This is a genomic window from Treponema sp., from assembly GCF_017430385.1.
GTDB lineage: Bacteria > Spirochaetota > Spirochaetia > Treponematales > Treponemataceae > Treponema_D.
Map to the genome: position 1 here is coordinate 24,432 of NZ_JAFRNB010000039.1, position 26,127 is coordinate 50,558.

The following is a 26,127-nucleotide window of genomic DNA, read 5'->3' on the forward strand; positions in this document are numbered from 1 at the left end:
AGAAGCAGGAGATTTCTATGAAACTGACAGAAAAAGAAAAAGCAAGGCTCACCGCCCTTGAAAAAGAAACCCGCTCGGAGCTGGAAAATCACATCATTCCGTTTTGGGAAGGGATGAAAGACGAGGAGCGCGGCGGCTTCTACGGACTTTTGGACTATGATTTGAATCTCGACAAGAACGCGGTCAAAGGCTGCATCTTGAACAGCAGAATCCTTTGGTTCTTCTCGAACGCCTACAAAATGCTCGGCGAAAAAGAACTTTTCTCCTACGCGCACCATGCCTACGCCTTCCTTAAAGAAAAATGCTTGGACAGCAAAAACGGCGGCGTGTTTTGGAGCGTGAACGCGGACGGAAGCGTGGCTGACAGCACGAAGCACAGCTACAATCAGGCCTTCGCAATCTACGCGCTCTGCTCCTACTTCGAGATAAGCCACGACCGCGCCGCGCTGGAAACGGCATTCGATTTGTTCAACATAATAGAAGAAAAATGCACAGACGAGGTCGGCTACTTGGAGGCATTCACGCGCGACTTCAAGCCCGAATCGAACGAAAAGCTCAGCGAAAACGGAGTCATGGCGGAAAAGACGATGAACACCCTGCTCCATGTCCTCGAAGCCTACACGGACTTGTACCGCGTGAGCAAGGACGCGCGGGTCAAGGAGCGGCTTCACTTCATTCTGCGGCAGTTCGAGTCAAAAATCTGGAATCCCGAGAAAAAGCGGCAGGAAGTCTTCTTTGACAAGAACCTGAACACGCTGATTGACCTCTATTCCTACGGTCACGACATCGAAACGAGCTGGCTTTTAGACAAGTGCCTTTCGGTGCTGGGGGAAGAAGAATACACCAGCCTTATCGCGCCCATCACAAAGACAATGGCGGAGCAGATTCTGTCCATAGCCTACAAAAATCACTCGCTTTTGAACGAATGTGAGAAGGGCAAGGACGACAGCAAGCGAATCTGGTGGGTTCAGGCAGAAAGCGTGGTGGGATTCCTGAACGCCTTCCAGAAAAGCGGAAACGAAAGCTACCTGACGGCGGCCACAGACATCTGGAACTACATCAAGACCACCATCGTAGACAGGCGACCCGGCTCGGAATGGTTCTGGTGCGTGGACGAAAGCGGCAAGCCGGCCACAAGGCAGCCAATCGTGGAGCCATGGAAATGCCCCTATCACAACGGCAGAATGTGCTTCGAGGTGATGGAAAGGGCGGAGAAAATGAAAGATGAGAATTGAAAACTGAAAATGAGTCTTTCGCAAAATGCGGAATGCTACCCAAGCAAAAGTGAGCCTTCCGCAAAACGCGGATTGCTCACCCAAGCGAAAGTCGGCTTTCCGCAAAATTAGGAATGCTCGCTCAAGACGAAAACGGCTTTCCGCAAAATGAGGAATGCTCGCTCAAGACGAAAACGGCTTTCCGCAAAATAAGGATTGTTCACCCAAGCAAAAGTGAGCTTTCCGCAAAATGAGGAAAGCTCACCGAGGCGAAAACAGTTTTCCGCAAAATAAGGAAAGCTCACCAAGACAAAATGATTAAATGGCGAGTTTTGCACTTTTGTCTCTGCCAACTGATTGCAAAACTCACCATTCAAGCAAGGAGGAAAATATGACCGAATTTGAAACGAATTACGCACGGGAGCAGGCGCGATACGACGCGCTGATTTCTCGCAAAAACGAAAAGACCGACTTTTACAACGGAATCTACGACCGCTACAAAAATCCGGTTCTCACGCGCTACCATGTGCCGCTCTTTTGGAAGTACGACATGAACCCAAAGACGAACCCGCACTTCATGGAGCGGCTCGGAATCAACGCGGTGATGAACTCGGGCGCAATCTACCTGAACGGCAAATTCTGCCTCGTCGCCCGCGTTGAGGGCGCGGACAGAAAGTCTTTCTTCGCACTGGCTGAAAGCGAGAGCGGAATCGACGGCTTTAAGTTCCGCGATTACCCGATTCAGCTCCCCGACACTTGCGCCGAAGAGACGAATGTGTACGACATGCGGCTTACCCGGCACGAAGACGGCTGGATTTACGGCATTTTCTGCTCGGAAAGCAAGGACAGCTCCTCCAAGGATTTGAGCGCGGCTGTGGCTCAGGCGGGAATCGTGCGCACCAAGGACTTGGAGAAATGGGAGCGGCTGCCAAATCTTAAAACCCTGCGCTCGCCCCAGCAGAGAAACGTCCTCCTTCACCCGGAATTCGTAGACGGAAAGTATGCTTTCTACACCCGCCCCATGGATGATTTCATCGACACCGGAAGTGGCGGCGGAATCGGCTTCGGCCTCTGCGATGACATAACGAACGCTGTGATTGACGAGGAAAAAATCATCAGCAGGCGGGTCTACCACACTATCACCGAAGTGAAGAACGGAGCGGGGGCAAGTCCCATCAGGGGCAAGAAAGGCTGGCTCCACATAGCCCACGGAGTGCGCAACACGGCGGCAGGCCTGCGCTACGTGCTCTACTGCTTCGCCACGGATTTAAGCGACCCGTCGAAGGTCATTGCCCAGCCGGGCGGAGTTTTCCTAGTTCCCCTGGGACAAGAGCGTCTTGGAGATGTGAGCAACGTAGTCTTCACCAACGGAGCAATCGAGCATGATGGCATGGTTTACATCTACTACGCTTCCAGCGACACCCGGCTTCACGTGGCAAGCACCAGTCTGGAAAAGCTTGAGGACTACATCTTCAACACGCCAAGGGATGCGCTAAGAAGCCCCGACTGCGTGAAACAGCGGGTAGATTTCATCAGGAAGAATCTTGAGTATTGCAAGTAGGCTGATGAATCAAAACGGCCAGCCATAAAGAAAATCTGACACATAAAAGGAGATTATTATGATTAAAGTATTTGGAGAAAAGATTTCGGACATGCCTTGGGAAGAAAAGCCTGAGGGAAAACTTTTGAACACGCCGGTCTGGCGCTACTCGAAAAACCCGGTCATAGGCCGCAACCCCATTCCCAACGTCACCCGAATTTTTAACAGCGCGGTGGCTCCCTGGACAGGGGGCGGCTTCGTGGGCGTTTTCCGGGCAGAAACCTGCAACGGAATCCCCTACCTCTACTACGGATTCTCAAAGGACGCGCTCAACTGGACTTTCAGCGACTCTGCAATCAAAATCACAGATGAGAACGGCAACGATGTCAGCCCGAGCTACGCATACGACCCGAGGCTGATTAAAATCGAGGACACTTATCACATCGTCTGGTGCACGAACTTTCACGGAGCGTCAATCGGAATCGCGACCACGAAGGACTTCAAGACTTTTACCTCAAAGGGGAACGGATTTCTGCCCTTCAACCGAAACGACGTCCTATTTCCGCGAAAAGTGAACGGAAACTATCTTATGCTCACCCGACCGAGTGATTCAGGACACACTCCTTTCGGCGACATCTTTCTTTCTGAGAGCAACGATTTGCTCCACTGGGGAAACCACAAATGGCTCATGGGAAAAAGCGGCGAATGGTGGCAGTCGGTCAAAATCGGGGCTGGCTGTGCGCCAATCGAAACCGAGGAAGGCTGGCTTCTTTTCTACCACGGAGTCACGGGAACTTGCTCAGGCTTTGTCTACTCAATGGGAGCTGCCCTGCTCGACCGCGATGACCCGTCAAAGGTGATTCACCGCTGCGGAAACTTCATTCTCACGCCAGAAGAAGAGTACGAAGAGCGCGGATTTGTGCCGAGCGTTGTTTTCCCTTGCGCGGCACTTGTCGATGCCAGCACGAACAGAATCGCAATCTACTACGGTGCGGCAGACACTAACACCGCGCTGTGTTTCACCACGGTTGACGATGTAATCTCGTTCATCAAAGAACACGACATCATCAAATAGAGCGAGAGGGAGCTATGCTAAAACTGAACGCGCTTCATTTTGATAAGATTTGGGGATACGAGGAGTGGATTGCTTCTGTCCACCCGCTCGGACGGCAGAAAGAATTTTTCGAGGCTGTTGGCGAAAAATACCCGCTCCTTGTCAAAATCATTCAGGCAAACGACTCGCTTTCCGTGCAAGTTCACCCCGATGACGAGCAGGCGAAAGCTCTTGAGGGCGAAAACGAGCGCGGAAAGACCGAATGTTGGTATGTGCTTGACGCAGAGCCAAACGCAAAACTCGTTTACGGCCTGAAAGGCTCTTATACGACAGAAGAATTGCGGCAGGCGATTGAAGGAGGCCGCCTTGAAGACTACCTGAACCTGGCTTCAGTCAAAAAAGGCGACTTCATCTTCATTCCTGCGGGAACAGTCCATGCCATTGGCGGCGGACTCAGGCTTCTTGAAGTCCAGCAGTCATGCGACATCACATATCGTCTCTATGACTGGAACCGAGGGCGCGAGCTTCATGTGGAAAAATCACTCAAAGTGATTAAAAACGATGAGCTTTTTCCTATTGTTCCGTTCCACAAGAAATTCAAATGCCCATACTTTGAGCTTGAAAAAACGAGCGAAATCCGTCACTCTCCAGAGAACCGGCTTTTGTTCGTCCTTGAAGCGGAAGAAAATGCGGGAATTTCTTGCGGTGGCACGGATTTTTCCATTAAGCGCGAGGATATTTTCTTTGTGCGGGCAGAAGAAACACCAATCCTGCGTGGCAAAGCCAAGATTGTGGAAATCAAATCATTCGGTTAAAATAAATTCAAAGCGTTCCCGATACTGTCAGAAACGCTTTTCCACTGATTTACACTTGTGGAGAACACTATGGGATTTTCAAAAGATTTTTTGTGGGGGGCGGCTACCGCCTCGTATCAGATTGAGGGTGCGTGGAACGAGGACGGCAAAGTTCCCAGCGTGTGGGATGCTTTCTGCCACGACGGCTCGCACATCAAAAATGCGGACAACGGCGACACCGCCTGCGACCACTATCACCGCTACAAAGACGATGTCGCGCTCATGGCAAGCTTCGGCTTGAAAGCATACCGATTTTCAATCGCATGGTCACGAATTTTTACTTTCGAGGAAAATGAAGACGGAGTGCTTTCGTACCGCGAGAACGAAAAAGGCATCGCTTTTTACAATTCGCTGATTGACGAGCTTCTTTCGCATGGAATCAAGCCGTTCATCACGCTCTACCATTGGGATTTGCCCTTCATAATCCAAAAGAAAGGCGGCTGGCTCAACCGAGAAACTACGAAATGTTTTACAGATTATGCGGAGGCAGTCGCAAAACATTTTGGCGACAGAGTAAAGCATTTCATCACCTTTAACGAGCCTTCGGTTTTCGTGGGGCTTGGTTATAAAGAAGGAATACATGTGCCAGGCTTAAAGCTCGACACTCACGACATTCTCACAATCGGGCATCATGTTCACCTCGCCCACGGAAAGGCAGTGCGAAAAATCCGCGAATTGGTAAAAGACACGAAAATCGGAATCACGCTCGCGACCTCGCCTGTTCTTCCCGAAAACGATAGCAAAGAAGCTGTTGAATCTGCCCGAACGGAATATTTCGCTTGCCGTGCAGAACATGTAGAATGGTCAGAGAGTTTTTGGCTCGACCCAATTGCAAAAGGAAGCTACCCCGCTTCTCTCCTCAAAGAACGCGCGGATTTCGCTGATGAAATCAAAGCTGGAGACATGGAAAATATAAAGACTCAGATTGATTTCGTGGGCTTGAACATTTATCAGGGGCGGTATGCTCGTCAAACGCTCCGACCAGTGGGTGTCGCCCACACGGATGTGAACTGGAATATCACACCGAGCGCACTCTATTGGGGAACGAAATTCTTTTTCGAGCGGTACAATCTTCCGATTTACATAACAGAGAACGGAATGGCATGCCACGACACGGTGAGCCTTGACGGGCTTGTCCACGACCCGAACAGAATCGATTACCTGCACCGCTATTTGCTTGGTCTTAGAAATGCGGCAGAAGAAGGAGTTGACATTCGCGGCTATTTCCAGTGGTCGCTCATGGACAACTTTGAATGGGCGGAAGGCTTTGACCCACGTTTCGGAATGATTTTCTGCGATTATGAAACGAAAAAGCGTATTCCCAAAGACAGTGCGCATTGGTACAAGCGCGTGATTGAGACAAACGGCGCGGAGCTGTAAGAGAACTCCAGCCATCTGACGAAAAATTCCGCACAGAGAACACGGAGAGATGTTTATATGAAAAACTCCAGCCTAGTGACTGGAGCTTTAAATTCCTCACAGAGATAAAGAGCTCACAGAGAGATGCTCACAATACAAAAAAAATACCCCAATCCAATTCGCCAAAACAACTGGATTGAGGTATATAAATATCTTAGAACAAGGATTCCTCTGTGTTCTCTGTGCCCCTACGAGCATAGCTCTTCGGGAGACTCGCTCAAATTGCTACGCAATTTTCTTACGCTCTCTATCTGTGAGGGATTTTACTTTTGTGCTTCGATTGCGTCGATGTAAGAAAGATTCAATCTTCCCTGTTTGTCAACTTCGAGCAATTTTACAGGAATCTGCTGACCTTCTTTGAGAACGTCAGTTACCTTCTCTACGCGGCCGCGTGAAAGCTTAGAGATGTGGCACAAGCCTTCTTTGCCTGGCAAAATCTCAACGAATGCGCCGAATTCCATGATTCGTTTGACTGTTCCGTTGTAGATTGTGCCGACTTCCGGGTCTTCACAGATGCCTTTGACAGCGATTTTTGCTTCTTCGGCAGATTTGCCTGTTTTGCCGTAAATCTGAACTGTGCCGTCGTCCTCAGTGTTGATTGTGACACCGTACTGAGCGCAGAGAGCCTTGATGTTCTTGCCGCCAGGACCGATGAGTGCGCCGATCTTATCCGGAGCAATCTTCATTGTGAGGATTTTTGGAGCGAACGGGCTGATTGGCTGAGGCTTGTCGATGCACTTCTCCATGATTGAGAGGATGTGCAAGCGGCCAGCTTTTGCCTGTGCCAAAGCGTTCTTCATGATTTCTGTTGTAACGCCGGCAATCTTGATGTCCATCTGGAAGCCTGTGATACCGTCTTTTGTACCGGCAACCTTGAAGTCCATGTCGCCCAAGTGATCTTCTTCACCGAGGATATCAGAAAGAATCTTGTATTTTCCGTAAGGATTGTCGCCCTCTGGCTCTGTGATAAGGCCCATTGCGATACCAGCGACCATCTTTTTCATTGGAACGCCAGCTGCGAGCAATGAGAGACATCCACCACAAGTTGAAGCCTGTGAAGATGAGCCGTTTGATTCCATAATCTCTGAAACTACACGGATTGTGTACGGGAATTCTGACATTGGAGGAATCATTGGGGCCAAAGAACGGCGAGCCAAGTTTCCGTGACCGATTTCGCGGCGACCTGTTGTCAGGCGGCCTGTCTCACCAACTGAATATGGCGGGAAGTTGTAATGGAGGATGAAGTTTTCGCTTCGCTCTCCGTCGATGTCGTCAAGAACCTGTGCGTCGAGTGCTGTTCCCAAAGTGGTGACAGCGAGTGACTGAGTTTCGCCACGAGTGAACAAAGCTGAACCATGCGGGCGCGGAAGAACGTTGACTTCGCAAGTGATTGGGCGGATTTCGTCGCATTTGCGGCCGTCGATTCGAACGCCTTTGTCAAGGATTGATTTGCGAAGAAGATTGTACTGGATGTCGTCGAAGCAGGCATCGAAGAGCTTTTTCTGGATTTCATCGGCAAGCTGCTCAGCGTGATTTGCTACAACCTGCTTTTTAACCTCAGAAATTGCCTTGCCTCGGTTCATTTTGCCATCCTGGAAGCAAGCCTTTTCGAGAAGAGGTGTTGCTTCTGCAATGATTGCATCTTTGTTCTCAAGCTCTACATTGAGTGGAGCGAGAGGAAGCTTTTCTTTGCCGCATTTTGCAACAAGCTGCTCCTGAAGTTCACACATTGCTGTGATAAAGCCCTGTGCCTTTTCGAGAGCGCCGAGCATTACATCCTCAGAAACTTCGTTTGCACCACCCTCAACCATAGTGAAGCCGTCTTTTGTACCGGCAACTACGATTTCAAGCTGAGCCTTTTCCTGCTGCTGGAATGTTGGGTTGATAACATACTCACCATCGATATAAGCAACACGAGCGGCTGCAACCGGGCCGTGGAAAGGAATATCAGAAATAGAAACTGCAGCAGAAGAAGCGATAACTGCAAGAATATCAGGTGGGTTGATTCCGTCTGATGAAACGCAGGTTGGAACAATCTGAATCTCACGGCCAAAGCTTACTTCAAAAAGCGGGCGCATAGGGCGGTCGATAAGGCGGGAAACCAAGATTTCCTTGTCCTTTGGTCGTCCTTCACGCTTAATGAAACCACCAGGAATTTTACCTGCGGCATAATACTTTTCATTGTACTCAACTGTAACAGGAACGAAATCCAGTCCCTCTTTTACCTCTGACGAAGCACAAACAGTAGCAACGATTGCAGCACCAGCGTACTGTGCATAAACACAACCGTTTGCCTGCTTACCGATTTTACCAGTTTCAAGGATAAGTTCGGAATCTCCAATTTTGTAGGTTACTCTTTCTACAGACATAATTTTACTCCTACATACATCACTACATCCGATGTATGCTTTAAATATAATAACTTCATCATTTTAAACCATAACGAGATAATAATCAATGAAAAAATTTTCAAAAGGGATAAAAAAAATCCCACCAAGCCAAAGCCTGATGGGATTGTCGAAAAAGACAACTTATTTTCGGAGACCGAGCTCTTTAATAAGTGCACGGTATGTCTCAAGGTCTTTTCTCTGGAGATATTTGAGAAGAGAGCGGCGAGCACCGATTACTTTAAGCAAAGCGCGTTTGCAGTTTGTGTCTTTTGGGAAGTTCTGTGTGTGTGTTGTGAGCTGTTTGATTCGTTCTGTGAGAAGAGCGATCTGAACTTTTGTGTTACCTGTGTCAGCTTCGTTTGCGCCGAATTTTGCTACTACAGCAGCTGTTGTTTCTTTTGTAAGTGCCATTTACTTACTCCTTGAAAATAATAAAATTTTACTGGAATTACAAGAACTGAATCGACCGTACAAAGCCACTGATTAAATTATCAGAGAATGCGAGGCGAAGAATCCCATCCTCTAATGTACAATCAGAATTGGCTGCACGGCAATTTTGTGCTTCACCAGATTTTTGACTGAAATCAAAGAACTTTACCTTTACGGCATAAGTTCCGTTTGGAGGCAAAAGCTGCGCTCCTTTTTTATTGGCAAAAATAATATTTTCACCCTGTCTGTGCCAGTTAAAACCGGTACAATCAAGCTCAAAAGGCTTTGAAAGCATTTCTTGAACTTGCATAAAATCTCTTTCGAGAACGCATTTTCGGATTCGGGAAGAAGAAACCTTCTCGCCATCAAAAATCACAGAATCTATTTTTTGAGCCGTAAAATTGAAATCCGAAGCGATTTTTTTGATTTCTTCCATGCCGACCAGACCTTTGTAACCGCAGTGAAAGTCAGAGCCTTCAGCAAGATATTTCAGGCCGCATTTCTGCACCAACATCGATAAGAAATCGTGTCCTTCTATTTTACCGAATTCAGAAGAAAAGTCAATGACTATAGCAAATTCAAATCCTTGCACAGTAAGATTTTCAAGTTTCTGGGAGAGTGAAACGACATCCCCTTCGTAAGTTTTTGGATTTTTGTAGCCACGGAGCGAGCGGGTAAAAGTAATCACTCCTGGAACCAAATTCTTTTCTTTTTGGGAAATCACCGACTCAAAAATAGCCCTGTGCCCCAAATGAGAGCCGTCGAAGCTTCCGATTGTAATTGCCGTGCCGGATTTTTTAAATTCTTCGGGGAATTTTCCGCCGACAATCTGCTCCCATGAAAAAATCTTCATTTTTGGCTCTTCATGATGAATCACAAAACCGTAATTAAGCAGGAATTTGTTGCCGTTCGGCTTTTTTGTGATAACGCCGCCGAATTTTCCATCATCATAAAAAACCGCGATTTCATTATTTTTATTGTCGCTCATAAAATCATGAACGAACATCTTGGCTTTTAAAGGCCGGCCGTTGTTAAAATCAGTTATATAGCGTGGAGCCAGAACTGCAGTGTCCATTCCGCAAAGATGAGCAACATTCATGTCCATGTCCAAAAGCTTAGAACGAATTTGAGAATACAACCTTTCATCATCAGCAGGATTCTTGGGCGAACAATCAGCACCGACTGCATCTTCAAGTTTAAAAGGCCCTACCCTAATACGACGAAGTTCCTTAAGATGCGCGACCGTTCCGCAGGCAGAGGCAATATCACGGGCAAGAGAACGAATGTAAGTTCCTTTGGAGCAAGAAACTTCAATCCGGGCAAAATTATCGCTGAAGTCAAGCAATTTAATAGAAGAAATTGTGATTTTTCGAGGCTTAAGCTCAACTGTTTTCCCCTCGCGCATCAAATCGCTGGCACGCTTTCCGTCAACATGAAGCGCACTGTAGGCAGGCGGAACCTGATCAATTTCACCAAGGAATTTTGGGAGGACTGATTCAACCTCTTCTTTCGTAGGTATTTTTCCTGTTTTTATGACCTGACCTGTCGGATCAAGAGTGTCGGTCTCAGTTCCGAATTCAACAAGAGCGATATAAGTTTTGTCAAAATTTGTAATATGAGGAACTAAATGCGTGAGTTTTCCGACAAGAACGACCAGCAAGCCGTCCGCAAAGGAATCCAGCGTGCCTGTATGACCGACTTTTGTGGTTGAAAGCGCGCGCTTGACCGAAGAGAGAGAAGAAAAACTTGTGAGACCTGCCTGTTTTGCAAGCAGAACAATACCGGACAAGCCTGAATCCGAGTTCTTATTCTTTTTCATCTATATAATTGAAAAAGACTAGCAATTTTCCGAATGGGTGTCAATACAAGAAGAAATTCTACAAAAGCAAGCCTGTCATTGCATAACACGCAACAATTCTTTTCTTATATTTCAATTTACGCAATGAAAGAATCTTTGTATAATATCCTTGATTAATTTCAATTAAATTGAGGTACATTATGAAGAAATCTGATAACGCAATCAAGGGTACGGCACGCGCTCCGCACCGCTCACTTTTCTATGCTTCTGGCTACACAAACGAAGAATTGAACCAGCCGATGGTCGGAATCATCTGTGCAAAAAACGAGCTGATTCCTGGTCACATCGAGCTTGACCGAATCGCTGAGGCTGTAAAGGCAGGCGTTCGCATGGCTGGCGGCACTCCAGTTGAGTTCCCGGCTATCGGTGTTTGTGACGGTATTGCAATGGGCCATGAGGGTATGAAATACTCTCTCGTTACCCGCGAATTGATTGCCGACAGCGTTGAGTGCGTTGCAAAGGCTCATCAGTTCGATGCTCTCGTTATGATTCCGAACTGTGACAAAATCGTTCCGGGTATGCTCATGGCTGCTGCCCGCTTGGACTTGCCTACAGTTTTTGTTTCTGGCGGTCCTATGATGCCGGGGCATTTGCCTGGTCACGATGCAACAAACCCTTATTCTGGAAAAAATCTTTCTTTGACTGATATGTTCGAGGCTGTAGGCGGTTTGGCAGTTGGTAAAGTCACCGAAGAACAGCTTTGTGAGATGGAAAATTATGCCTGCCCTGGATGCGGTGCTTGTTCAGGAATGTTCACTGCAAACTCAATGAACTGTCTCACTGAGGTTCTTGGTCTTGGTTTGCCTGGAAACGGAACTATCCCTGCCGTAACAGGCCGCCGAATCCAGCTTGCAAAACACGCTGGTATGCAGGTTATGGAAATGTACAAACGCGGAATCACTGCCCGACAGATGATGACTGCCGAAAACTTCAAGAACGCTCTTGCAGCTGACATGGCTTTGGGCTGCTCTTCAAACACAATGCTCCATGTTCCTGCAATCATGCACGAGGCCGGTCTTGAACTTGATCTTCACGAAGTAAACGAAATTTCTAACCGAACCCCTAACCTCTGCCACCTCGCTCCTGCAGGCCACACTTTCATGTGCGAGCTTGACGATGCAGGCGGAGTTCAGGCTGTTTTGGCAGAACTTGCAAAGAAAAACCTTATCAACACAAACCTTATCACGGCGACAGGAAAAACAATCGCTGAGAATATCAAGGGCGTACGAAACCGAAACCCGGAAATCTTGCGACCAATCGAAAATCCGTTCTCAGACAACGGCGGTATCGCAATCTTGTTCGGAAACCTGGCTCCAAACGGAACAGTCGTTAAACGATCAGCTTGTGCAAAAGAGCTTATGCTTCACACAGGCCCTGCCCGCGTATTCAACGATGAGAGCGAGGCAATGGAAGCCGTTCAGAAGGCTCAGATTCACCCGGGCGATGTTGTCGTAATCCGCTACGAAGGCCCGAAAGGAGGCCCTGGTATGCGTGAGATGCTCGCAGTCACAGCAGCCCTCGCAGGTCAGGGCTTGGACAAGCAGGTTGCCTTGATTACAGACGGCCGATTCTCTGGTGCTACCCGAGGTGCCTCTCTTGGTCACTGTTCACCGGAAGCAGCCGTGGGTGGTCCAATCGCCCTCGTTCAGGAAGGTGACAAAATCACCCTCGACATCAATAACTACAAGATTCACCTTGACGTGAGCGATGAGGAACTTGCAAAAGAAAAGCCGCGTGGGTTGCACCGGAGCCAAAGGTAAAGACAGGATACCTTGCACGCTATGCAAAGCTCGTCTCATCTGCTGACAAGGGCGCGATTTTACAATAGAAAAAGGGAAAAATTCCTCACAGAGGGCACAGAGTTCACAGAGAGCTTATTTTATCTCTAATCCTTTGATTCTCTGTGCGCTCCTAAGCTCTGTGAGGAATTTAAAAAGGAATTTTATGACCGAAACTTTTAACAATTGGACAGAATATGACGCCTGGCTCATTCAGCATTATGAGGAATTCGCGATGACCAAAGTCGATGAAATTGACGGAAAAGTTGTCGTGGAATACATGCCCAAAGCTGAATGGGAAAAACAGGAAAGAGCCGCAGGGCGAATGTAAAAAATTAAAGCAATCTTTTCTATGAAAAAAGGAAAGATTGCAACTATAAAAAACAAACAAAACAATTATTGCTTTTATACATGTTTTTATGATAAAGTATGTATAAAAGCAATATGAACAAGACAGACGCGCTTATATTAAAGACAGCAGAACTCAATAACGGATATATCACAATTTCTGAGTGTGATGCATTGGGCATTCACAAAAACAATGTATTCAATTTGGCAAAGAAAAATATGCTTACCCGTCAGGCTTCTGGGATTTATACTTTGCCAGAAAATCTTCCAGATGAGCTTTATATTCTTCATTTGCGTTTCCCTTCGCTGGTTTTTTCACACGAAACGGCTTTGTATTATTTGGGGTACAGCGACCAAGTACCGTTTGTTTATTCTGTAACTGTACCAAATAATTTTCATTCTAAAGCACTTGAAAACTATACTGTGATTCAACAAAAAGGCGATTTTATAAATGAGGGAAAAATCGAAGTCGAAACAGAGTATTCTAACAAAATTCCAGTTTATTGTATTGAGCGCACTTTATGCGATTTACTTCATAAACCAAGCACACTAGATTTAGAAAGATTCATCCCTGCATTAAAGAAATATTTACATTCGAAAGATCGTGACAATATTAAGTTACTGGAGTTTGCAAAAAAAATCGGCATGGAGAAAAAAATCCGTACTTATATGGAGGTGACATTGTGAAAACCGATAATGCTATGCAACTAAAAGCAAAAATTAACACCAAGGCAAAAGAGCTTAATATTGCACCTCAATTTGTGCTACAAAATTACATAATGGAATGTTTTATAAAAAGGCTTTCGTTTTCTGAATACAAAGACAATTTTATTTTAAAAGGTGGAATTCTAATTGCTTCTCTTGTGGGACTTCAAAATCGTTCTACGATGGATATTGACGCAACGATTACAGGTTTTAACTTGGACAAATCAGAGATTGTAAAAATTTTGAATTATATTTGTTCCGTTCCGTGTGATGATGACTTTACTTTCGTTTTTGACAGAGTTGAGGATATTCGAGAAGATGATGAGTATTCCGGGCTTAGGGCATTTCTTTTTGCAGATTATGAAAAGATACACGCCCCTTTTTCTATGGATCTAACAACAGGAGACAAAATTACACCTGGAAAAATCAATCATTCGTTTCAAAGGCTCTTTGATAATGACACAATTATTATGTTGTCTTATCCTGTTGAAAACATTCTTGCAGAGAAGCTTGAAACGATACTTTCAAGAAATATCGAAAACACGCGCCCCCGTGATTTTTATGACATTTTAGCATTAAAGGCTTTGGCTCATACTTGCAAGAGTGAAGTGTTGCAAACAGCATTGCAAAATACAGCAAACAAAAGAGGAAGTTTAAAATATCTTTCAAATACGAAAGCCACTATGGAAAAAATTGAAAGTGACAGTTTTATGAATTCACTTTGGGAAAAATACAGCAAAAAACAGCCCTATGCAAAAGATTATTCTTTTGCAGATGTTTGTGGTGAAGTCAAAAATTTGCTTGATAAAATCGGGGAACTTAATTAGGTTGCAAACTTTCAGTCAACAATTTCTTTACCGTCACTAAAAAACTACACAAATTATAACACTCACAAAGAATCAACAAGTTTGGAAAGTTCTTTCCTCAAGTTTGTATACTTCAAAAAATAATTATCCCTAGTCTCAGCATCATCTTTAGAATCTACACCCTGTACTAAAAATTCCACGGTCGTTCCCAATGCGGCGGCAATCTTTGTAGCTTCACTTGCTCTTGGTTCCGTTCCGGCTTTTCGCATACTGGAAACAGTCGTCTCGGACATTCCCATCTTGTGGGCAAGCCAACGATACGATGTATTCTGTTCTTTGCGCAACGCCTCAACATTATCCCAAAAAGCCATACCTTATTATAAATGATAGAATTACTTAGGCTCGTAGTCTGTTATTGAATAATTCTAATTTTCGTAGTATAAATTATAAAATTACGAATTTTCGGAGTTTTATAACAAAAACTATGCTTTTCAGTTCTTTTGAATTCATCTTTATTTTTCTGCCCGCAACACTCGCAGGATACTTTCTTTTCGGGAAAAAAAGTATCCATTCAGCGAATATTTTCTTTTATTCGCCTCCTTCTTTTTCTATGGATGGTGGGATTTACGATATATTCCGCTGCTTATGTTTTCAATTCTGTGGAATTATTTCGCAGGTCTTTTGATTGGCAAATTCGCAGAGAAAACTATTTCTCAGAAAGTAATTCTTATTCTCGCGGTAACACTGAATGTGGTACTACTCGGATATTTCAAATACACGGATTTTTTCATAAAAACAGCGAATCGTGCCCTTCATACAGACTGGAACCTAAAGCATATCGTTCTTCCGCTTGGAATCTCGTTCTACACTTTTCAAGCAATTTCATATATCGTAGATGTCTATCTAGGAAAAACAAAAAAGGAAAAGAACATTATAAACCTAGCTCTTTACATCTCACTTTTTCCGCAACTAATCGCAGGCCCGATAGTAGATCACAATTCTATGATTCCACAGTTCGCTGACAAAGACAGGCACAAATTCAATCCAACAAATTTTTCGGCAGGAATTACACTTTTTGCCCTCGCAGTTTTCAAAAAAATTGTTATTGCAGATTCCCTTTCACCTGTAGTCGCAGATATTTTTGGCCGTATTTCATCTCTAACGATGCTTGAGGCGTGGTGCGGAGTAATTTGTTATACTTTTCAGCTTTATTTTGATTTTTCGGCATACTCGGAAATGGCTATCGGACTTGGAAAAATGCTAAACATTAACTTTCCAACGAATTTTGAGTCCCCATATCAGGCAACATCAATGATAGATTTTTGGAGAAGATGGCACATTACTCTCGGAACTTGGATTCGGAATTACATCTACATTCCGCTCGGCGGAAATCGAAAGGGACAAAGGCGAAAACTCATAAATCTTTTCGTAGCAATGACAATCTGTGGCTTTTGGCATGGCGCTGGATTCCGTTACATAGCATGGGGAATGATGCACGGCGGATTTTTAGTCGTAAATCATTGGTGGCGAGGATTCTCAAAAGAACATAAGCTTGAAATTCCAAAGATTTTCGGCACAATACTGACTTTTATATGCGTATGCTCAGGTTGGGCGATTTTTAGAGCAAACAGTCTTCGAGACGGATTAAGGCTTATAAAACGAATGTTTAACTACCATAAATTCGCACTTCCAGCTGGCGGTAAAATCGAAAATCTGTTCTCATTCCTGCATTACTTTGAGGTGAATTTTATCAATACCGCTAATCTTCCGTTTGCACGGCTACTTCTTCTCTCCATTTTAATTTTCTGTCTACCCAGTGCACAAAAAATCGTATCAGAAAGATACAAGGCAAGCTGGAAATGGTTACTCATATCATTAGCAGCCCTATTCTACTCGCTCTACACGATAGCAGGAAACGCAAACCTTTCAGAATTCCTCTATTTTCAGTTTTAGGAGACAATATGAATCCAAATCGATACGCAATTTTTTTTATAGGCCTTTTTATTTTGATTGCAATTACGGCAGTGTTCCGCTGGTGCTTGCTTTGGAATATGCAATTCTCATATATGGACAACGAATTTCCATACTGGATTCAGCAAAAAGATTATGTTCAAACGAAATCTGACAAGCAGGAAGTGATTTTTTTGGGAGACTCGCGAATGAAAGCTGCTGTTATTCCGAACAAACTTTGTGAAAACGCATACAATCTTGCTGTTGGTGGCGGAACATCAATCGAGATGTACTATACACTTAAGCATTATCTTGAGAATCACCCGAAGCCAGAGAAAGTGATTTTGGGATTTGCGGGCGGGCATTGGGTTTCAGAAGGTCAATTCACAGGTCGCGACTTGTATTTTCATTTTCTTTCGCCAAGTGAACAGCTTGAAGCTCAATATATTGGCTATAAATCTAATCAATGGGGATTTCAAAGATTTAAGGAAAAGATAATCGACACTCTAGAATACGAGTTATTTTTTCCTCAAAAATACTCGGCAGCTCTCATAAATTCAAAATTCAAGCGAGGAGAGTTCAATCATTCTGAATATGAAAAAAACAAAATGAACAAAGGACAAATGTTTTTCGGTATGAATGAAAGAACAGAAGATTTTAATGGCGATGCAAATATAAACTTTGTACCAGACAAAAGGAACGATTTTTATCTCCACAAAATCATAAATCTCTGCAAGAAACACAATATTTCATTTTTTATCGAACAACTGCCAATGAACACTATTAGCCATGAAAAACTTGGAGAAACAAAATTCTACGAAAAATTCAAAAGCTATCTTTCTGACTTGGAATCAGAAACTGGAATCACAGTCGAAAAAGCAATTCCATGCTATGAACCGGAATGCTTTGGAGATTCAAGCCATGTAAATCCAAGAGGGGCAGAACGGTTCACCGCAGAAATAAAGGAGAAATACGGTCTTTAGGAAAGGATGGATATTTACCCCAGTTTCACGAATTCCCGGTAATTAATATCATCATAAGGCGGGCAATATACTGCGAATTCAATTACCTTGAACGATTTTACATATTTTTTGGCGAGATTCATCATCACTTTGGCGACGACGGCAGGGCTGTTTCGGAAGGCACCGCAGCCGAATGCTCCTAGGACGAGGATATCAACGCCTTGCTGAACGGCAACATCAAAAATGCGGGAATCACGCTTTTCGTGAAGGGCTTCAAGTTCTGAATCATTTAGAATCAGCCGCTCATCTCCGTCACCAGAATTGTAGCTGTTGCTTGGTCTCTCACGCAGATTAGGGGCGGCACAGGTAATCACATCAACATCATACCAGTCACTTTCATTCATTGTCTCAGGCTTCATCGTGTCGTTTTTGAAAACGGTAATATTCTTTGTGTAAAGAATGTCGTCATTATGAAGCGGGTCACGGCTACGGCGATGCGGCGTGTAAAATCTTTTCCAGTTTGGGTCAGTGTCGAGCGTGAAATAAAGCGTCGAAACCCGGCAAAGGCACTCTTCCTGCGCACCAGCCCCATTCACTACCCCGCCACCGGGATTTGAAGCAGAGGCAAAATTGAGAACTGCAACTTTACCGCCTTTTCCGGCATAAAACTGGGCTGCCTCAAAGGTGCGTTTTTTACTCACGATGATTTTCGCATCGTTTTCAAAGCGGGCGATTTTGCTTCCGTCGGGAACGGAATCCTTTTCAGGGATAAAAATCTGGCTTTCACGAGATTTTTTAATGCTTTCCTTAAGCCGATCCGATTTTTCGCACAAAGCAACAGTATCTTCAAAAACGGCGATATTCTCAAATCTTGACATAAAATTTTACCTCACTTTATCGTTATCATAACACAATTTTGGAACTTCTGCGCTAGGGATTGTAGGGGCGTAAGTTGCGAAGCAATGAAGTGCGAAAGCACGGAACCCAAACGAGCACGACAACGAGAGTGCTCGCGGAAAGCCCGACCTGAAAGGGAGCGCCCACTGCTACCTGCTCTAACTTAATAATTATCCCACTTAAAATCATCAAAGTCCTTAATCTGCACTTCCCGCTCGTTACGGAAATATTTTTCGAGTTTTCGGATTGTGAGGGGCTTTTTGTTTGCGTAGTTCGGGTTCAGGTAAAAATAGGCGGAATACAATTTTTCGACATCACTTTCTTTGGAACTTTCGTCATCGATGAACACGATTCCGGCCAGGTTTCTGGACACATCGCACACGCGGATTTTTTTATTGGAATAGCTTTGCGAGTAGCGGGCTGCATCTTCTTTGATTCGGGCAAGTTCGATGAAGGTTCGGCGGGCAAGGGAACGGTAAAAAATGTTATTGAAATCACCGAAATCGACAGTCTCTTCATTGAACCAGGGATTCCGGACCATTGTGATTACGGAATATTCGTTGTCCACGAGTTTTGAGCCGTAGTCGAGGAATTTGTATTTGTAAGCCTCTGCCATCGCGAACGGAGAATATTCTTTGACCGTGCTGAGCGTGTCGGAATATTCGATTCGGAATGTGAAGACGATGCCAGTTTTTGACTCGTAGTGAACCAGACGGCGGTTTTCGGAGATTGCATTCGTGAGAGCGTAGTAGATTTTGCGCTTTTCGTAGCCCAGATGTGATTTCACCTCGGTGTAGTCGATGCTTGAAAGGTTGTCCACGCCAATCATCACGCTTTTTCCAAGAGTAACAAGGGAATATTCCTCAACGACTTCAATCACTTCGTCCAAAATGTTCTGATGGATGCAGTTGAAGCTTTTTATATCAGTGAAAACTTTGTCATGGCGCAGGTGAAGGCACAAGTCGATGTCGATTACTTCTTTCTGGCCGTTAATCGCCGGAATCGATGCCGGATGATTTTTAATAGGAAGAAGATTAATATAAGAAAGATTGAAAAATTCTGAGAACTGGGAATAAAAATCAAGCGCGACCAGCTCGGAATAAGGGCCTGCCCACGCGGAATTCTTTGCCTCACCAATATTTTTTACGCGCTCGGCAATGTCGTTGATTGCTGATTTGTCGCCGTCAAATTTCTGGTTGAGCCGCCTGAGCCTGTCGAAGAAATTCCGGGCAAAAAGATTGTGCGGCTTTCGGTTGAGAGGAGCAATGCAGCTGTTCGTGTTCGTGCGGTTCTTTATGACTTTTGAAACTTTGAACACCTGTCTGATGATTTTTTCGAGATTCTCGATGTCGGTCATTTTCTCAATTATAAGTCCAGATTTTCATATTCACAAGTTTTATTATTTTCTCCCGTCGGCACAACTTGTTTCAATTTTCCGTTTCAATTAATTGTTCAATTATATAGAAGATTTTTGAAAGATTTTTCTTTATAAATCAAAAATACTGTGTTATAATGGATAATATCAGAATATTTAAAGGAAAGATGAAAAGCAAAAGAATCAGCCTGAAAATTGCGGCGATGGTCGGAACAGTTGAATTAATTACAATGACGGCCTTTTTTCTTATCATTAATCACAGTCTCACAAAAGTCCTTGAGAATAAAGCCATGAGCGATATGAATATCATCGCGCGAGACCGTGCTCAAATCGTCGAATCATACATAATCGGATGCTGCGATTTTCTTACAGGTTACAGCCGTTCCCCGATAATCCGCGAAGGCTTCACCAAAAAGAACGATCCGATTGCACGCCGAAAAGTACATGAAGTCACGCTGGCTTATGCCGCCGGTCACACTGACACTGAAGGTCTTTACATAGCAGAATGGGACACATTCGTTCTGGAGCATACAAATCCGGCTTCAATAAACATCACTTTCCGAGACAAGGAAAATGCAAAGATTCTCGAAGAAACCATAAAAAGCAAAGGACAGGCATTCTGCACAGGAATTGTCCGCGCCCCAGTCTCACAAAAAATGGTAATTCCTGTTTATGCGCCAGTTTTTGATGAAGCAGGAAAAGAGCTTGGTTTTGCGGGCGGAGCTTTCTTCACTGACGCACTCGAAAAAAAACTTGCCCCACTTTCAGATAACACTATCGGATATTCTCTGATAAACGCAAATACAAACGAATATATTTTCAATGAAGATTCACAGCTTGTAGGGCAAAAATGTACGGATCAGCATTTGCTCGACACAATTCATGGGTTCTTATCCCAGGACAAAAAGAATAAAACGCTCAGCTATCGCTCAGAGGAATCCGTAATTTCATGCTATTTCATGGCCGATAAAAACTGGGTCTTCATTGTTAAAGACTCAAACGAAAATGTTTTTGGAATCGTCCGCTCGGTCAGAACTATTCTTGCCGCAATCTGTATCCTTATCACATTGATAATGCTCTTGTTTTTCGGATTCAGCGTCGAAATTACAATGCGTCCAATCCGTGACATAAACACGCAAATCGAAAAATTCAAGGCCAGAGATTACAGCTATTCCGACATTCTCAATAAATATCTCGCTCGCGATGATGAATTCGGAACAATCGCAAATGCAGTCAAGGAACTTCATGGGGTTCTCGAAAATCAGTATCAGCTTTTCTTTGAGCTGCTTGAAGCCCAGACAGTCGGAACTCTCGTAACAAACCTTGAAGACAACAATATCATTCTTGTGAACAAAATGGCTCTCAAACTTTGGGGAATTCCTCCAGAAAAGAAAGCGACTCTTACAATGGATGATATAAAAAATCGGTTTGATGAGGAAGAAACTGAAAAGATTGCAAATGTCCGTTCTTTGTCAAAGATTTCAAATGAAGAAATTGTCTATGAAACCTCTGTAATGCACGATGACGGGAAAAAGATTCATCTTCTGAGCCATGCAAAATGCGCTCACCTTTCAAACGGCGAGCAGGTCATTATTTTCTCTTTCATTGATATTTCAGCACAGAAAAAGCTTGAAAAAAATCTTGTCGTCCTTTCCGAAACTGATTCGCTCACACAAATCTGCAACAGGCGAAGCGGTGAATACAAGGTCAAAAAAGCCGTAATCGAAGGCAAATATGGCATGTTCTGTCTTTTTGACGCAAACAAATTTAAATATGTGAACGATACATTCGGGCACACTGCAGGAGATAAAGTGCTCATTGAAATTGCAAAATGCATGAAAAAGACTTTCCGAACCACCGACATTTTAATTCGCCTTGGCGGTGATGAATTCGTAGTGTTTGCCCCGGAAATCAAAAATCAATCAACAGGAAAATTAATTCTTGAACGATTCATGAAAAATATCGAAAAAATCGACATCCCGGAACTTCATGAACATAAAATCTCAATAAGCCTCGGTGCGGTCATAATCGACAACAACGAGACTTTTGAGCAAATGTACACAAAAGCCGACTCGCTCATGTACGACTGCAAAAAGCAAGGCGGCAATGCATTCAAATTTTATAACGCGTAACTACAAAATGTAGCGGCTCAAATCCTGATCTTTTACGACGCCGGTGAGTTTTTCATCGACATATTTTGCATCGACATTCACGGTCTCGCCCTCGTGCTCATCGGCATCAAAACTGATTTCTTCGAGAACCTTTTCCATGATTGTGTGAAGTCGCCTAGCCCCGATATTTTCGCTTCGGGCATTAAGTTCCTCGGCAATCTCGCTCATGCGGTCAATCGCATCTTCCGTGAATACGATATTGACGCCCTCGGTTGCAAGAAGAGCCGTGTACTGCTTGGTGAGAGCGTTTTTTGGCTCGGTGAGGATTCGCTTGAAGTCAGCCTTTGAAAGAGACTCAAGCTCGACACGAAGCGGGAATCGTCCCTGAAGCTCAGGAATCAAGTCACTGGGAGCTGCAAGACTGAATGCACCTGCCGCAACGAAAAGAATATGTGTTGTATCGACAACACCGAATTTTGTGTTGACCTTTGAGCCTTCAACAATCGGAAGAATATCGCGCTGAACACCTTCGCGGCTTACATTTGAGCCGTGGCCCTCGCCGTTCTTTGTGGCGATTTTATCAATCTCATCAATGAAGATGATTCCGCTCTGCTCTACCCGCTCTTTTGCCTTGTCAGCAACTTTGTCGGCATCAATCATTGAGTCCAAAACTTCTTCGGTAAGGATTTTTCGAGCTTCGCGGACAGTAACAGTCTTCTGCTTGTGATTTCGGCCAGAAAGCATGTTCTGGATTTCCATCATGCCGCTCTGAATGTCGTCCATTGAGCCGCCCGCAATGATTTCCATGCTCGGCATAGAACGCTGTCGTTTGACAGTGACTTCAACTTCACGGTCTTCAAGCTTTCCCTCACGGAGCATAGTTCGGAATTTCTCGCGGGTTGAGTTATCGACAGGCTTTTCAGCAGCCTTTTTTTCGTCCTCAGCCTGCTGTGCGGCAAGGCGCGCGTTCTGCTCTTCCATGAATTTCTGTGCTTCTTCGGGACTACCAGAGAAAGGAATAATCTCGAACGGAGAAGCAGATTTATCTTCGGCCTTTTCTTCTTTTTTGCCGGTTCCAGGAAGGAGAAGGTCAAGCAATCTTTCCTCAACTTTTGGACCGCAAGCCTCTCGCATAGAATCCTCGACTTCTTTTTTGACATTATTGAAACCGACAGCCATCAAATCGCGAACCATTGACTCTACATCGCGGCCAACATATCCGACCTCAGTGTATTTTGTGGCCTCAACCTTGATAAAAGGAGCGTTCACGAGCTTGGCAAGGCGGCGGGCAATTTCTGTCTTACCAACGCCAGTCGGTCCTATCATAAGGATATTTTTGGGTGCAACTTCATCACGAATATCTTCTGACAAATGAATTCGGCGGATTCGGTTACGGAGTGCAACGGCAACGGCCCTTTTGGCCTTGTCCTGTCCGATGATGTAAGAATCAAGTTTTTCAACAATCTGTTTCGGTGTAAGTCCTTCTATAGACATGGTATTTTCCTTATTTTAACCACAGATTACACAGATTTCACCGATTAACTATTTTTTACAAGAAAGCACTTCGTAAAAAACGAAATATTTTCATTCAAGATAAATATAATCTGTGTCAATCCGTGACATCTGTGGTTTATTAGAGTTCTTCTACGGTTATATTATTGTTTGTGTAAATACAAATATTACCGGCGATTTTAAGACTTCGCTCTGCGATTTCGCGCGCACTCAAATCGCTTGAATCAAGATATGCGAGAGCCGCTGAATATGCGTAGTTTCCGCCCGAACCGATTGCAAGAACATCGTTCTCAGGCTCGATTACATTTCCGTCTCCGCTGATTAAAAGAATCTTTGAAGAATCGGCGACAATCAGCATGGCCTCAAGCTTCTGGTACATTTTGTTCGTGCGCCACATTTTTGCAAGCTCTACTGCGCTCCGGGTCAAGTCACCGTTGAATTCCTTGATTTTTTCTTCGAATTTATCAAGCAATGTAAAGGCATCGGCAACGCTTCCCGCAAATCCTGTGAGAATCTTGCCGTTGTAAATTTTTCGTACTTTTCGGGCATTTCCTTTGCAGACGGTGTTTCCTAATGTTACCTGACCGTCACCTGCCATAGCAACCTTACCGTTTCGTTTGACAGCAATAACGGTAGTGCTCCTGATTTCAATCTTTTCCATGATATAAAGATAAAGAAAATAAAGAAAGTCGGCAAGTAAATAATTAGAAATTAGCAATGAGAAATGTTCAATTGGTCGAATGCCGAGTTTTATATTTGCTGAACGGTGCAAAACTCGGCATTTGATCTAATTAGTAATTGCAAAAAGTCTCGCTAAACCCGGAACAAATCGATTTCGTTTCCGATTTTTGAGATTGAATCGTTCATTACGCCGGAGATTTCAGAGAGAGCCGCACCAGTCTCATTGATTTTCCTTGCACCGATGCCCATTTCACCTACGCTGTCCTTAATTTTTAGAGTTGCGTTCTGGAGCTTTTGGACTTCTTGGAGAATCTGCTTGTTTCCCTCTGACATCTCAGCGGAAGCCGTGCGAACTTCGGAAGTGCTGTCGTTCATCGCATGAAGGGCATCGCCAATCTGCTGACTTCCGGCCTGCTGCTCCTGCATTGCGGCACGAATCTGTCGCACAAGCTGATCAGTGTCCTTGATTTTGTCGGCCACGGACTGGAACGCTGAGCTTGAGTCAACCGAAGCAGAAACGACATCAGAAATTGAAGCACGGATTTTTCCAAGCTGAATACCGATTGTCTTTGACTGCTCGCTTGAATTCTCGGAGAGTTTTCGGATTTCATCGGCGACAACAGAGAATCCTTTGCCCGCCTCGCCCGCATGAGCCGCCTCGATTGCCGCATTCATAGCAAGGAGGTTCGTCTGCTCAGCGATTGCCGAAATGACGGTGTTAGCGTCCTGAAGCATCTCGCTCTGTGTCTTAATCTGCTCGATTTTATTGTTTACATCCTCTTGCTTTGCGGAACCTGTCTGTGCGTTGACTTCAAGTTCCTCAAATGAGCCGGCCATTTTCTCGACAGTCTGATTTACGCTCGAAATGTTTCCAATCATTTCTTCAACGGCTGCGGAAGCCTGTGAGACCTGAGAAACCTGATTCTCAATCATGCGCTCCAAAGAAGCAATGTTTGAAGCAATCTCATTGATTGCACCGGCAGTCTCGTCAACGCTGCCTGACTGATTCATAATCTGCTTGTTTACGCCCTCGATATTAGCAAGAATCTCCGTGATTGAAGCCGCCGTGTCCTGACTGACCGCGCTCATATTAGAGCCTGCATCCTGAAGATTTGATTTTGAATTCTTTACCTGAGAAATGATTGAATGGAGTTTTTCGATGAACACATTGAAGCCGGAGACGACATCACCGACCTCATCTTTTGAATTTACTTCAAGCCTTTGTGTTAAGTCAGCATTGCCAGTTGAAATTTCAGTAATCGCGCTCTTAAGACGACGAAGAGGCCTGATTGAAAGCCTGATTACAAACGCGACGACAGAAAGTGAAATAACAGTAAGAACGATGAATGCAATGACAATCAGAGTCATCAAAGAATCAAGTCGCTCCTGAAAATCTGAGAAAGGAACAGAACAGGCCGCAATCCAGTTTGTATCGGGAATACGCTCAAAAACCGACATCCATTTTTTGCCATTGTCTACATAAATATCACTTCCAGTCTCGCCGGAAAGCATAAGAGTGAGGTGAGTTCCAAGAGAAGTGCCCTGATTCTGAACTTCAATCGCTCCGACATCCTCGACACCGACCTTCCAATGGTCCTCATTCGCCAAAGTGATTTTTGTGGCCGCACTGATTACATAAGGTTTACGGTCTTTTGACATTGGATGAGCCATACACAGATTGCTCAGCTTGAATCCGTCAACGACACAGTACAAAACATTGATTACCCGGCCGGAAGAATCCTTTACAGGATAAGAGTATGTCATAGTGACCGCGCCAGTTTTTTCATCTACGGAAGGATCTGTAATCACAAGGCTGCCGCTTTTTGCTCCGGTAAAATATGCCTCGCTCGCCGCAGAAAAACTTGCCCCGGAAGATTTGTCCAAGCCCCGCCCGCTCATGTCAAGGACAGAAACATCGATGTAATCTTTGTCCAAAGAAGTGACCGCACGCGCAATCTCGACTTTCTCTGAAAGGCTCACATCAGGATTTCTCATGCGTGAATCAGCCGCAAGTGCCTGAAGCATACGGACATCGCGCTCATTGTTAAGCCGCATTTCTTTTGCCACGGCATTGACGGAATGAAGCAAATCCTCGTACATCATCTGCTGCAGGGACTTTGAAGAATTAAGACTGACGACAATCCCGATTATAAGATTGGAGATGACTGTGCCAATCAATACTGTAAGAATAATTTTAAAACTCAAGCTCTTTCGTGGACTTTTCACAGAAGCCTCCTTCAGAAC

The 26,127-nt window shown here is 44.6% G+C and carries 20 protein-coding genes and 1 pseudogene; 12 read left to right on the forward strand and 9 right to left on the reverse strand.

Going from position 1 to position 26,127, the window contains the following annotated elements; translation table 11 throughout:
* The first annotated feature begins 17 nt into the window (after window positions 1–17).
* The 5 genes from IJJ71_RS02810 to IJJ71_RS02830 all read left to right on the forward strand — a co-directional run bounded on the left by IJJ71_RS02810 (window position 18) and on the right by IJJ71_RS02830 (window position 6,042).
* The gene (locus IJJ71_RS02810; protein WP_296845195.1) at window positions 18–1,235 is read left to right on the forward strand and encodes an AGE family epimerase/isomerase; all 1,218 of its coding nucleotides are present in this window, start codon (window positions 18–20) and stop codon (window positions 1,233–1,235) included.
* Window positions 1,236–1,605: 370 nt separating this feature from the next.
* On the forward strand, window positions 1,606–2,775 hold the full coding sequence (locus tag IJJ71_RS02815; RefSeq protein ID WP_296845196.1) for a glycoside hydrolase family 130 protein: 1,170 nt from the start codon (window positions 1,606–1,608) through the stop codon (window positions 2,773–2,775).
* A 58-nt stretch (window positions 2,776–2,833) separates the two neighbouring features.
* Entirely contained in the window at window positions 2,834–3,829 is a 996-nt protein-coding gene (locus tag IJJ71_RS02820) for a glycoside hydrolase family 130 protein (protein ID WP_296845197.1), read from the forward strand.
* A 14-nt stretch (window positions 3,830–3,843) separates the two neighbouring features.
* On the forward strand, window positions 3,844–4,623 hold the full coding sequence (locus IJJ71_RS02825; RefSeq protein ID WP_296845198.1) for a type I phosphomannose isomerase catalytic subunit: 780 nt from the start codon (window positions 3,844–3,846) through the stop codon (window positions 4,621–4,623).
* A 69-nt stretch (window positions 4,624–4,692) separates the two neighbouring features.
* Window positions 4,693–6,042 (forward strand): GH1 family beta-glucosidase, encoded by a 1,350-nt coding sequence (locus IJJ71_RS02830; protein WP_296845199.1) that lies wholly within the window; start codon window positions 4,693–4,695, stop codon window positions 6,040–6,042.
* A 302-nt stretch (window positions 6,043–6,344) separates the two neighbouring features.
* Here the strand turns inward: IJJ71_RS02830 and pnp are convergent, their stop codons facing one another.
* The 3 genes from pnp to truB form a co-directional block, all read right to left on the reverse strand.
* Entirely contained in the window at window positions 6,345–8,450 is a 2,106-nt protein-coding gene (pnp, locus tag IJJ71_RS02835; RefSeq protein ID WP_296845200.1) for a polyribonucleotide nucleotidyltransferase, read from the reverse strand.
* Window positions 8,451–8,612: 162 nt separating this feature from the next.
* Window positions 8,613–8,882 carry a 30S ribosomal protein S15 gene (rpsO, locus tag IJJ71_RS02840; protein WP_296845201.1) on the reverse strand — a complete coding sequence of 90 codons (270 nt, stop codon included), beginning with the start codon at window positions 8,880–8,882 and terminating at the stop codon, window positions 8,613–8,615.
* A gap of 37 nt (window positions 8,883–8,919) precedes the next feature.
* A complete protein-coding gene (gene truB, locus IJJ71_RS02845; protein WP_296845202.1) occupies window positions 8,920–10,719 on the reverse strand; it encodes a tRNA pseudouridine(55) synthase TruB in 1,800 nt (599 codons plus the stop codon).
* Window positions 10,720–10,898: 179 nt separating this feature from the next.
* Here truB and ilvD point away from each other — a divergent pair.
* The 4 genes and pseudogenes from ilvD to IJJ71_RS02865 all read left to right on the forward strand — a co-directional run bounded on the left by ilvD (window position 10,899) and on the right by IJJ71_RS02865 (window position 14,416).
* Window positions 10,899–12,586: pseudogene (ilvD, locus tag IJJ71_RS02850) on the forward strand (dihydroxy-acid dehydratase).
* Between the two features lie 116 nt (window positions 12,587–12,702).
* Window positions 12,703–12,867 (forward strand): hypothetical protein, encoded by a 165-nt coding sequence (locus tag IJJ71_RS02855; protein WP_296845203.1) that lies wholly within the window; start codon window positions 12,703–12,705, stop codon window positions 12,865–12,867.
* Between the two features lie 113 nt (window positions 12,868–12,980).
* A complete protein-coding gene (locus IJJ71_RS02860) occupies window positions 12,981–13,571 on the forward strand; it encodes a type IV toxin-antitoxin system AbiEi family antitoxin domain-containing protein (RefSeq protein ID WP_296845204.1) in 591 nt (196 codons plus the stop codon).
* Window positions 13,568–14,416: a nucleotidyl transferase AbiEii/AbiGii toxin family protein gene (locus IJJ71_RS02865; protein WP_296845205.1), complete on the forward strand. Its 849-nt coding sequence runs from the start codon at window positions 13,568–13,570 to the stop codon at window positions 14,414–14,416. The genes IJJ71_RS02860 and IJJ71_RS02865 overlap by 4 nt, the downstream gene beginning before the upstream one ends.
* A gap of 62 nt (window positions 14,417–14,478) precedes the next feature.
* Here the strand turns inward: IJJ71_RS02865 and IJJ71_RS02870 are convergent, their stop codons facing one another.
* Complete coding sequence (locus tag IJJ71_RS02870) at window positions 14,479–14,766, reverse strand: helix-turn-helix domain-containing protein (RefSeq protein WP_296845206.1); 288 nt, start codon at window positions 14,764–14,766, stop codon at window positions 14,479–14,481.
* A gap of 274 nt (window positions 14,767–15,040) precedes the next feature.
* Between IJJ71_RS02870 and IJJ71_RS02875 the strand changes: the two genes are divergently transcribed.
* Window positions 15,041–16,348 (forward strand): MBOAT family O-acyltransferase, encoded by a 1,308-nt coding sequence (locus IJJ71_RS02875; RefSeq protein WP_296845207.1) that lies wholly within the window; start codon window positions 15,041–15,043, stop codon window positions 16,346–16,348.
* A gap of 8 nt (window positions 16,349–16,356) precedes the next feature.
* Window positions 16,357–17,328 (forward strand): hypothetical protein, encoded by a 972-nt coding sequence (locus IJJ71_RS02880; RefSeq protein WP_296845208.1) that lies wholly within the window; start codon window positions 16,357–16,359, stop codon window positions 17,326–17,328.
* A 14-nt stretch (window positions 17,329–17,342) separates the two neighbouring features.
* Here the strand turns inward: IJJ71_RS02880 and IJJ71_RS02885 are convergent, their stop codons facing one another.
* Both IJJ71_RS02885 and IJJ71_RS02890 read right to left on the reverse strand, forming a co-directional pair.
* Window positions 17,343–18,185, reverse strand: a complete 843-nt coding sequence (locus IJJ71_RS02885) for a TIGR02452 family protein (protein ID WP_296845209.1) — start codon at window positions 18,183–18,185, stop codon at window positions 17,343–17,345.
* Window positions 18,186–18,367: 182 nt separating this feature from the next.
* Window positions 18,368–19,561, reverse strand: a complete 1,194-nt coding sequence (locus tag IJJ71_RS02890) for a hypothetical protein (RefSeq protein WP_296845210.1) — start codon at window positions 19,559–19,561, stop codon at window positions 18,368–18,370.
* 185 nt (window positions 19,562–19,746) lie between these two features.
* On the opposite strand from IJJ71_RS02890, the gene IJJ71_RS02895 reads away from it, so the two are divergent.
* Window positions 19,747–21,711 (forward strand): sensor domain-containing diguanylate cyclase, encoded by a 1,965-nt coding sequence (locus IJJ71_RS02895; protein WP_296845211.1) that lies wholly within the window; start codon window positions 19,747–19,749, stop codon window positions 21,709–21,711.
* Here the strand turns inward: IJJ71_RS02895 and hslU are convergent, their stop codons facing one another.
* The 3 genes from hslU to IJJ71_RS02910 all read right to left on the reverse strand — a co-directional run bounded on the left by hslU (window position 21,712) and on the right by IJJ71_RS02910 (window position 26,109).
* Complete coding sequence (hslU, locus tag IJJ71_RS02900; RefSeq protein ID WP_296845213.1) at window positions 21,712–23,184, reverse strand: ATP-dependent protease ATPase subunit HslU; 1,473 nt, start codon at window positions 23,182–23,184, stop codon at window positions 21,712–21,714.
* Window positions 23,185–23,323: 139 nt separating this feature from the next.
* Window positions 23,324–23,863 carry an ATP-dependent protease subunit HslV gene (hslV, locus tag IJJ71_RS02905; RefSeq protein WP_184657837.1) on the reverse strand — a complete coding sequence of 180 codons (540 nt, stop codon included), beginning with the start codon at window positions 23,861–23,863 and terminating at the stop codon, window positions 23,324–23,326.
* A 152-nt stretch (window positions 23,864–24,015) separates the two neighbouring features.
* Complete coding sequence (locus IJJ71_RS02910) at window positions 24,016–26,109, reverse strand: methyl-accepting chemotaxis protein (protein WP_296845215.1); 2,094 nt, start codon at window positions 26,107–26,109, stop codon at window positions 24,016–24,018.
* Between the last annotated feature and the right edge of the window lie 18 nt (window positions 26,110–26,127).

Excerpts from the sequence above, each read along its gene's own strand:
- IJJ71_RS02810 (WP_296845195.1), top strand. The coding sequence starts at position 18 with ATGAAACTGACAGAAAAAGAAAAAGCAAGGCTCACCGCCCTTGAAAAA.
- IJJ71_RS02815 (WP_296845196.1), top strand. The coding sequence starts at position 1,606 with ATGACCGAATTTGAAACGAATTACGCACGGGAGCAGGCGCGATACGAC.
- IJJ71_RS02820 (WP_296845197.1), top strand. The coding sequence starts at position 2,834 with ATGATTAAAGTATTTGGAGAAAAGATTTCGGACATGCCTTGGGAAGAA.
- IJJ71_RS02825 (WP_296845198.1), top strand. The coding sequence starts at position 3,844 with ATGCTAAAACTGAACGCGCTTCATTTTGATAAGATTTGGGGATACGAG.
- IJJ71_RS02830 (WP_296845199.1), top strand. The coding sequence starts at position 4,693 with ATGGGATTTTCAAAAGATTTTTTGTGGGGGGCGGCTACCGCCTCGTAT.
- pnp (WP_296845200.1), bottom strand. The coding sequence starts at position 8,450 with ATGTCTGTAGAAAGAGTAACCTACAAAATTGGAGATTCCGAACTTATC.
- rpsO (WP_296845201.1), bottom strand. The coding sequence starts at position 8,882 with ATGGCACTTACAAAAGAAACAACAGCTGCTGTAGTAGCAAAATTCGGC.
- truB (WP_296845202.1), bottom strand. The coding sequence starts at position 10,719 with ATGAAAAAGAATAAGAACTCGGATTCAGGCTTGTCCGGTATTGTTCTG.
- IJJ71_RS02855 (WP_296845203.1), top strand. The coding sequence starts at position 12,703 with ATGACCGAAACTTTTAACAATTGGACAGAATATGACGCCTGGCTCATT.
- IJJ71_RS02860 (WP_296845204.1), top strand. The coding sequence starts at position 12,981 with ATGAACAAGACAGACGCGCTTATATTAAAGACAGCAGAACTCAATAAC.
- IJJ71_RS02870 (WP_296845206.1), bottom strand. The coding sequence starts at position 14,766 with ATGGCTTTTTGGGATAATGTTGAGGCGTTGCGCAAAGAACAGAATACA.
- IJJ71_RS02875 (WP_296845207.1), top strand. The coding sequence starts at position 15,041 with ATGTTTTCAATTCTGTGGAATTATTTCGCAGGTCTTTTGATTGGCAAA.
- IJJ71_RS02880 (WP_296845208.1), top strand. The coding sequence starts at position 16,357 with ATGAATCCAAATCGATACGCAATTTTTTTTATAGGCCTTTTTATTTTG.
- IJJ71_RS02885 (WP_296845209.1), bottom strand. The coding sequence starts at position 18,185 with ATGTCAAGATTTGAGAATATCGCCGTTTTTGAAGATACTGTTGCTTTG.
- IJJ71_RS02890 (WP_296845210.1), bottom strand. The coding sequence starts at position 19,561 with ATGACCGACATCGAGAATCTCGAAAAAATCATCAGACAGGTGTTCAAA.
- IJJ71_RS02895 (WP_296845211.1), top strand. The coding sequence starts at position 19,747 with ATGAAAAGCAAAAGAATCAGCCTGAAAATTGCGGCGATGGTCGGAACA.
- hslU (WP_296845213.1), bottom strand. The coding sequence starts at position 23,184 with ATGTCTATAGAAGGACTTACACCGAAACAGATTGTTGAAAAACTTGAT.
- hslV (WP_184657837.1), bottom strand. The coding sequence starts at position 23,863 with ATGGAAAAGATTGAAATCAGGAGCACTACCGTTATTGCTGTCAAACGA.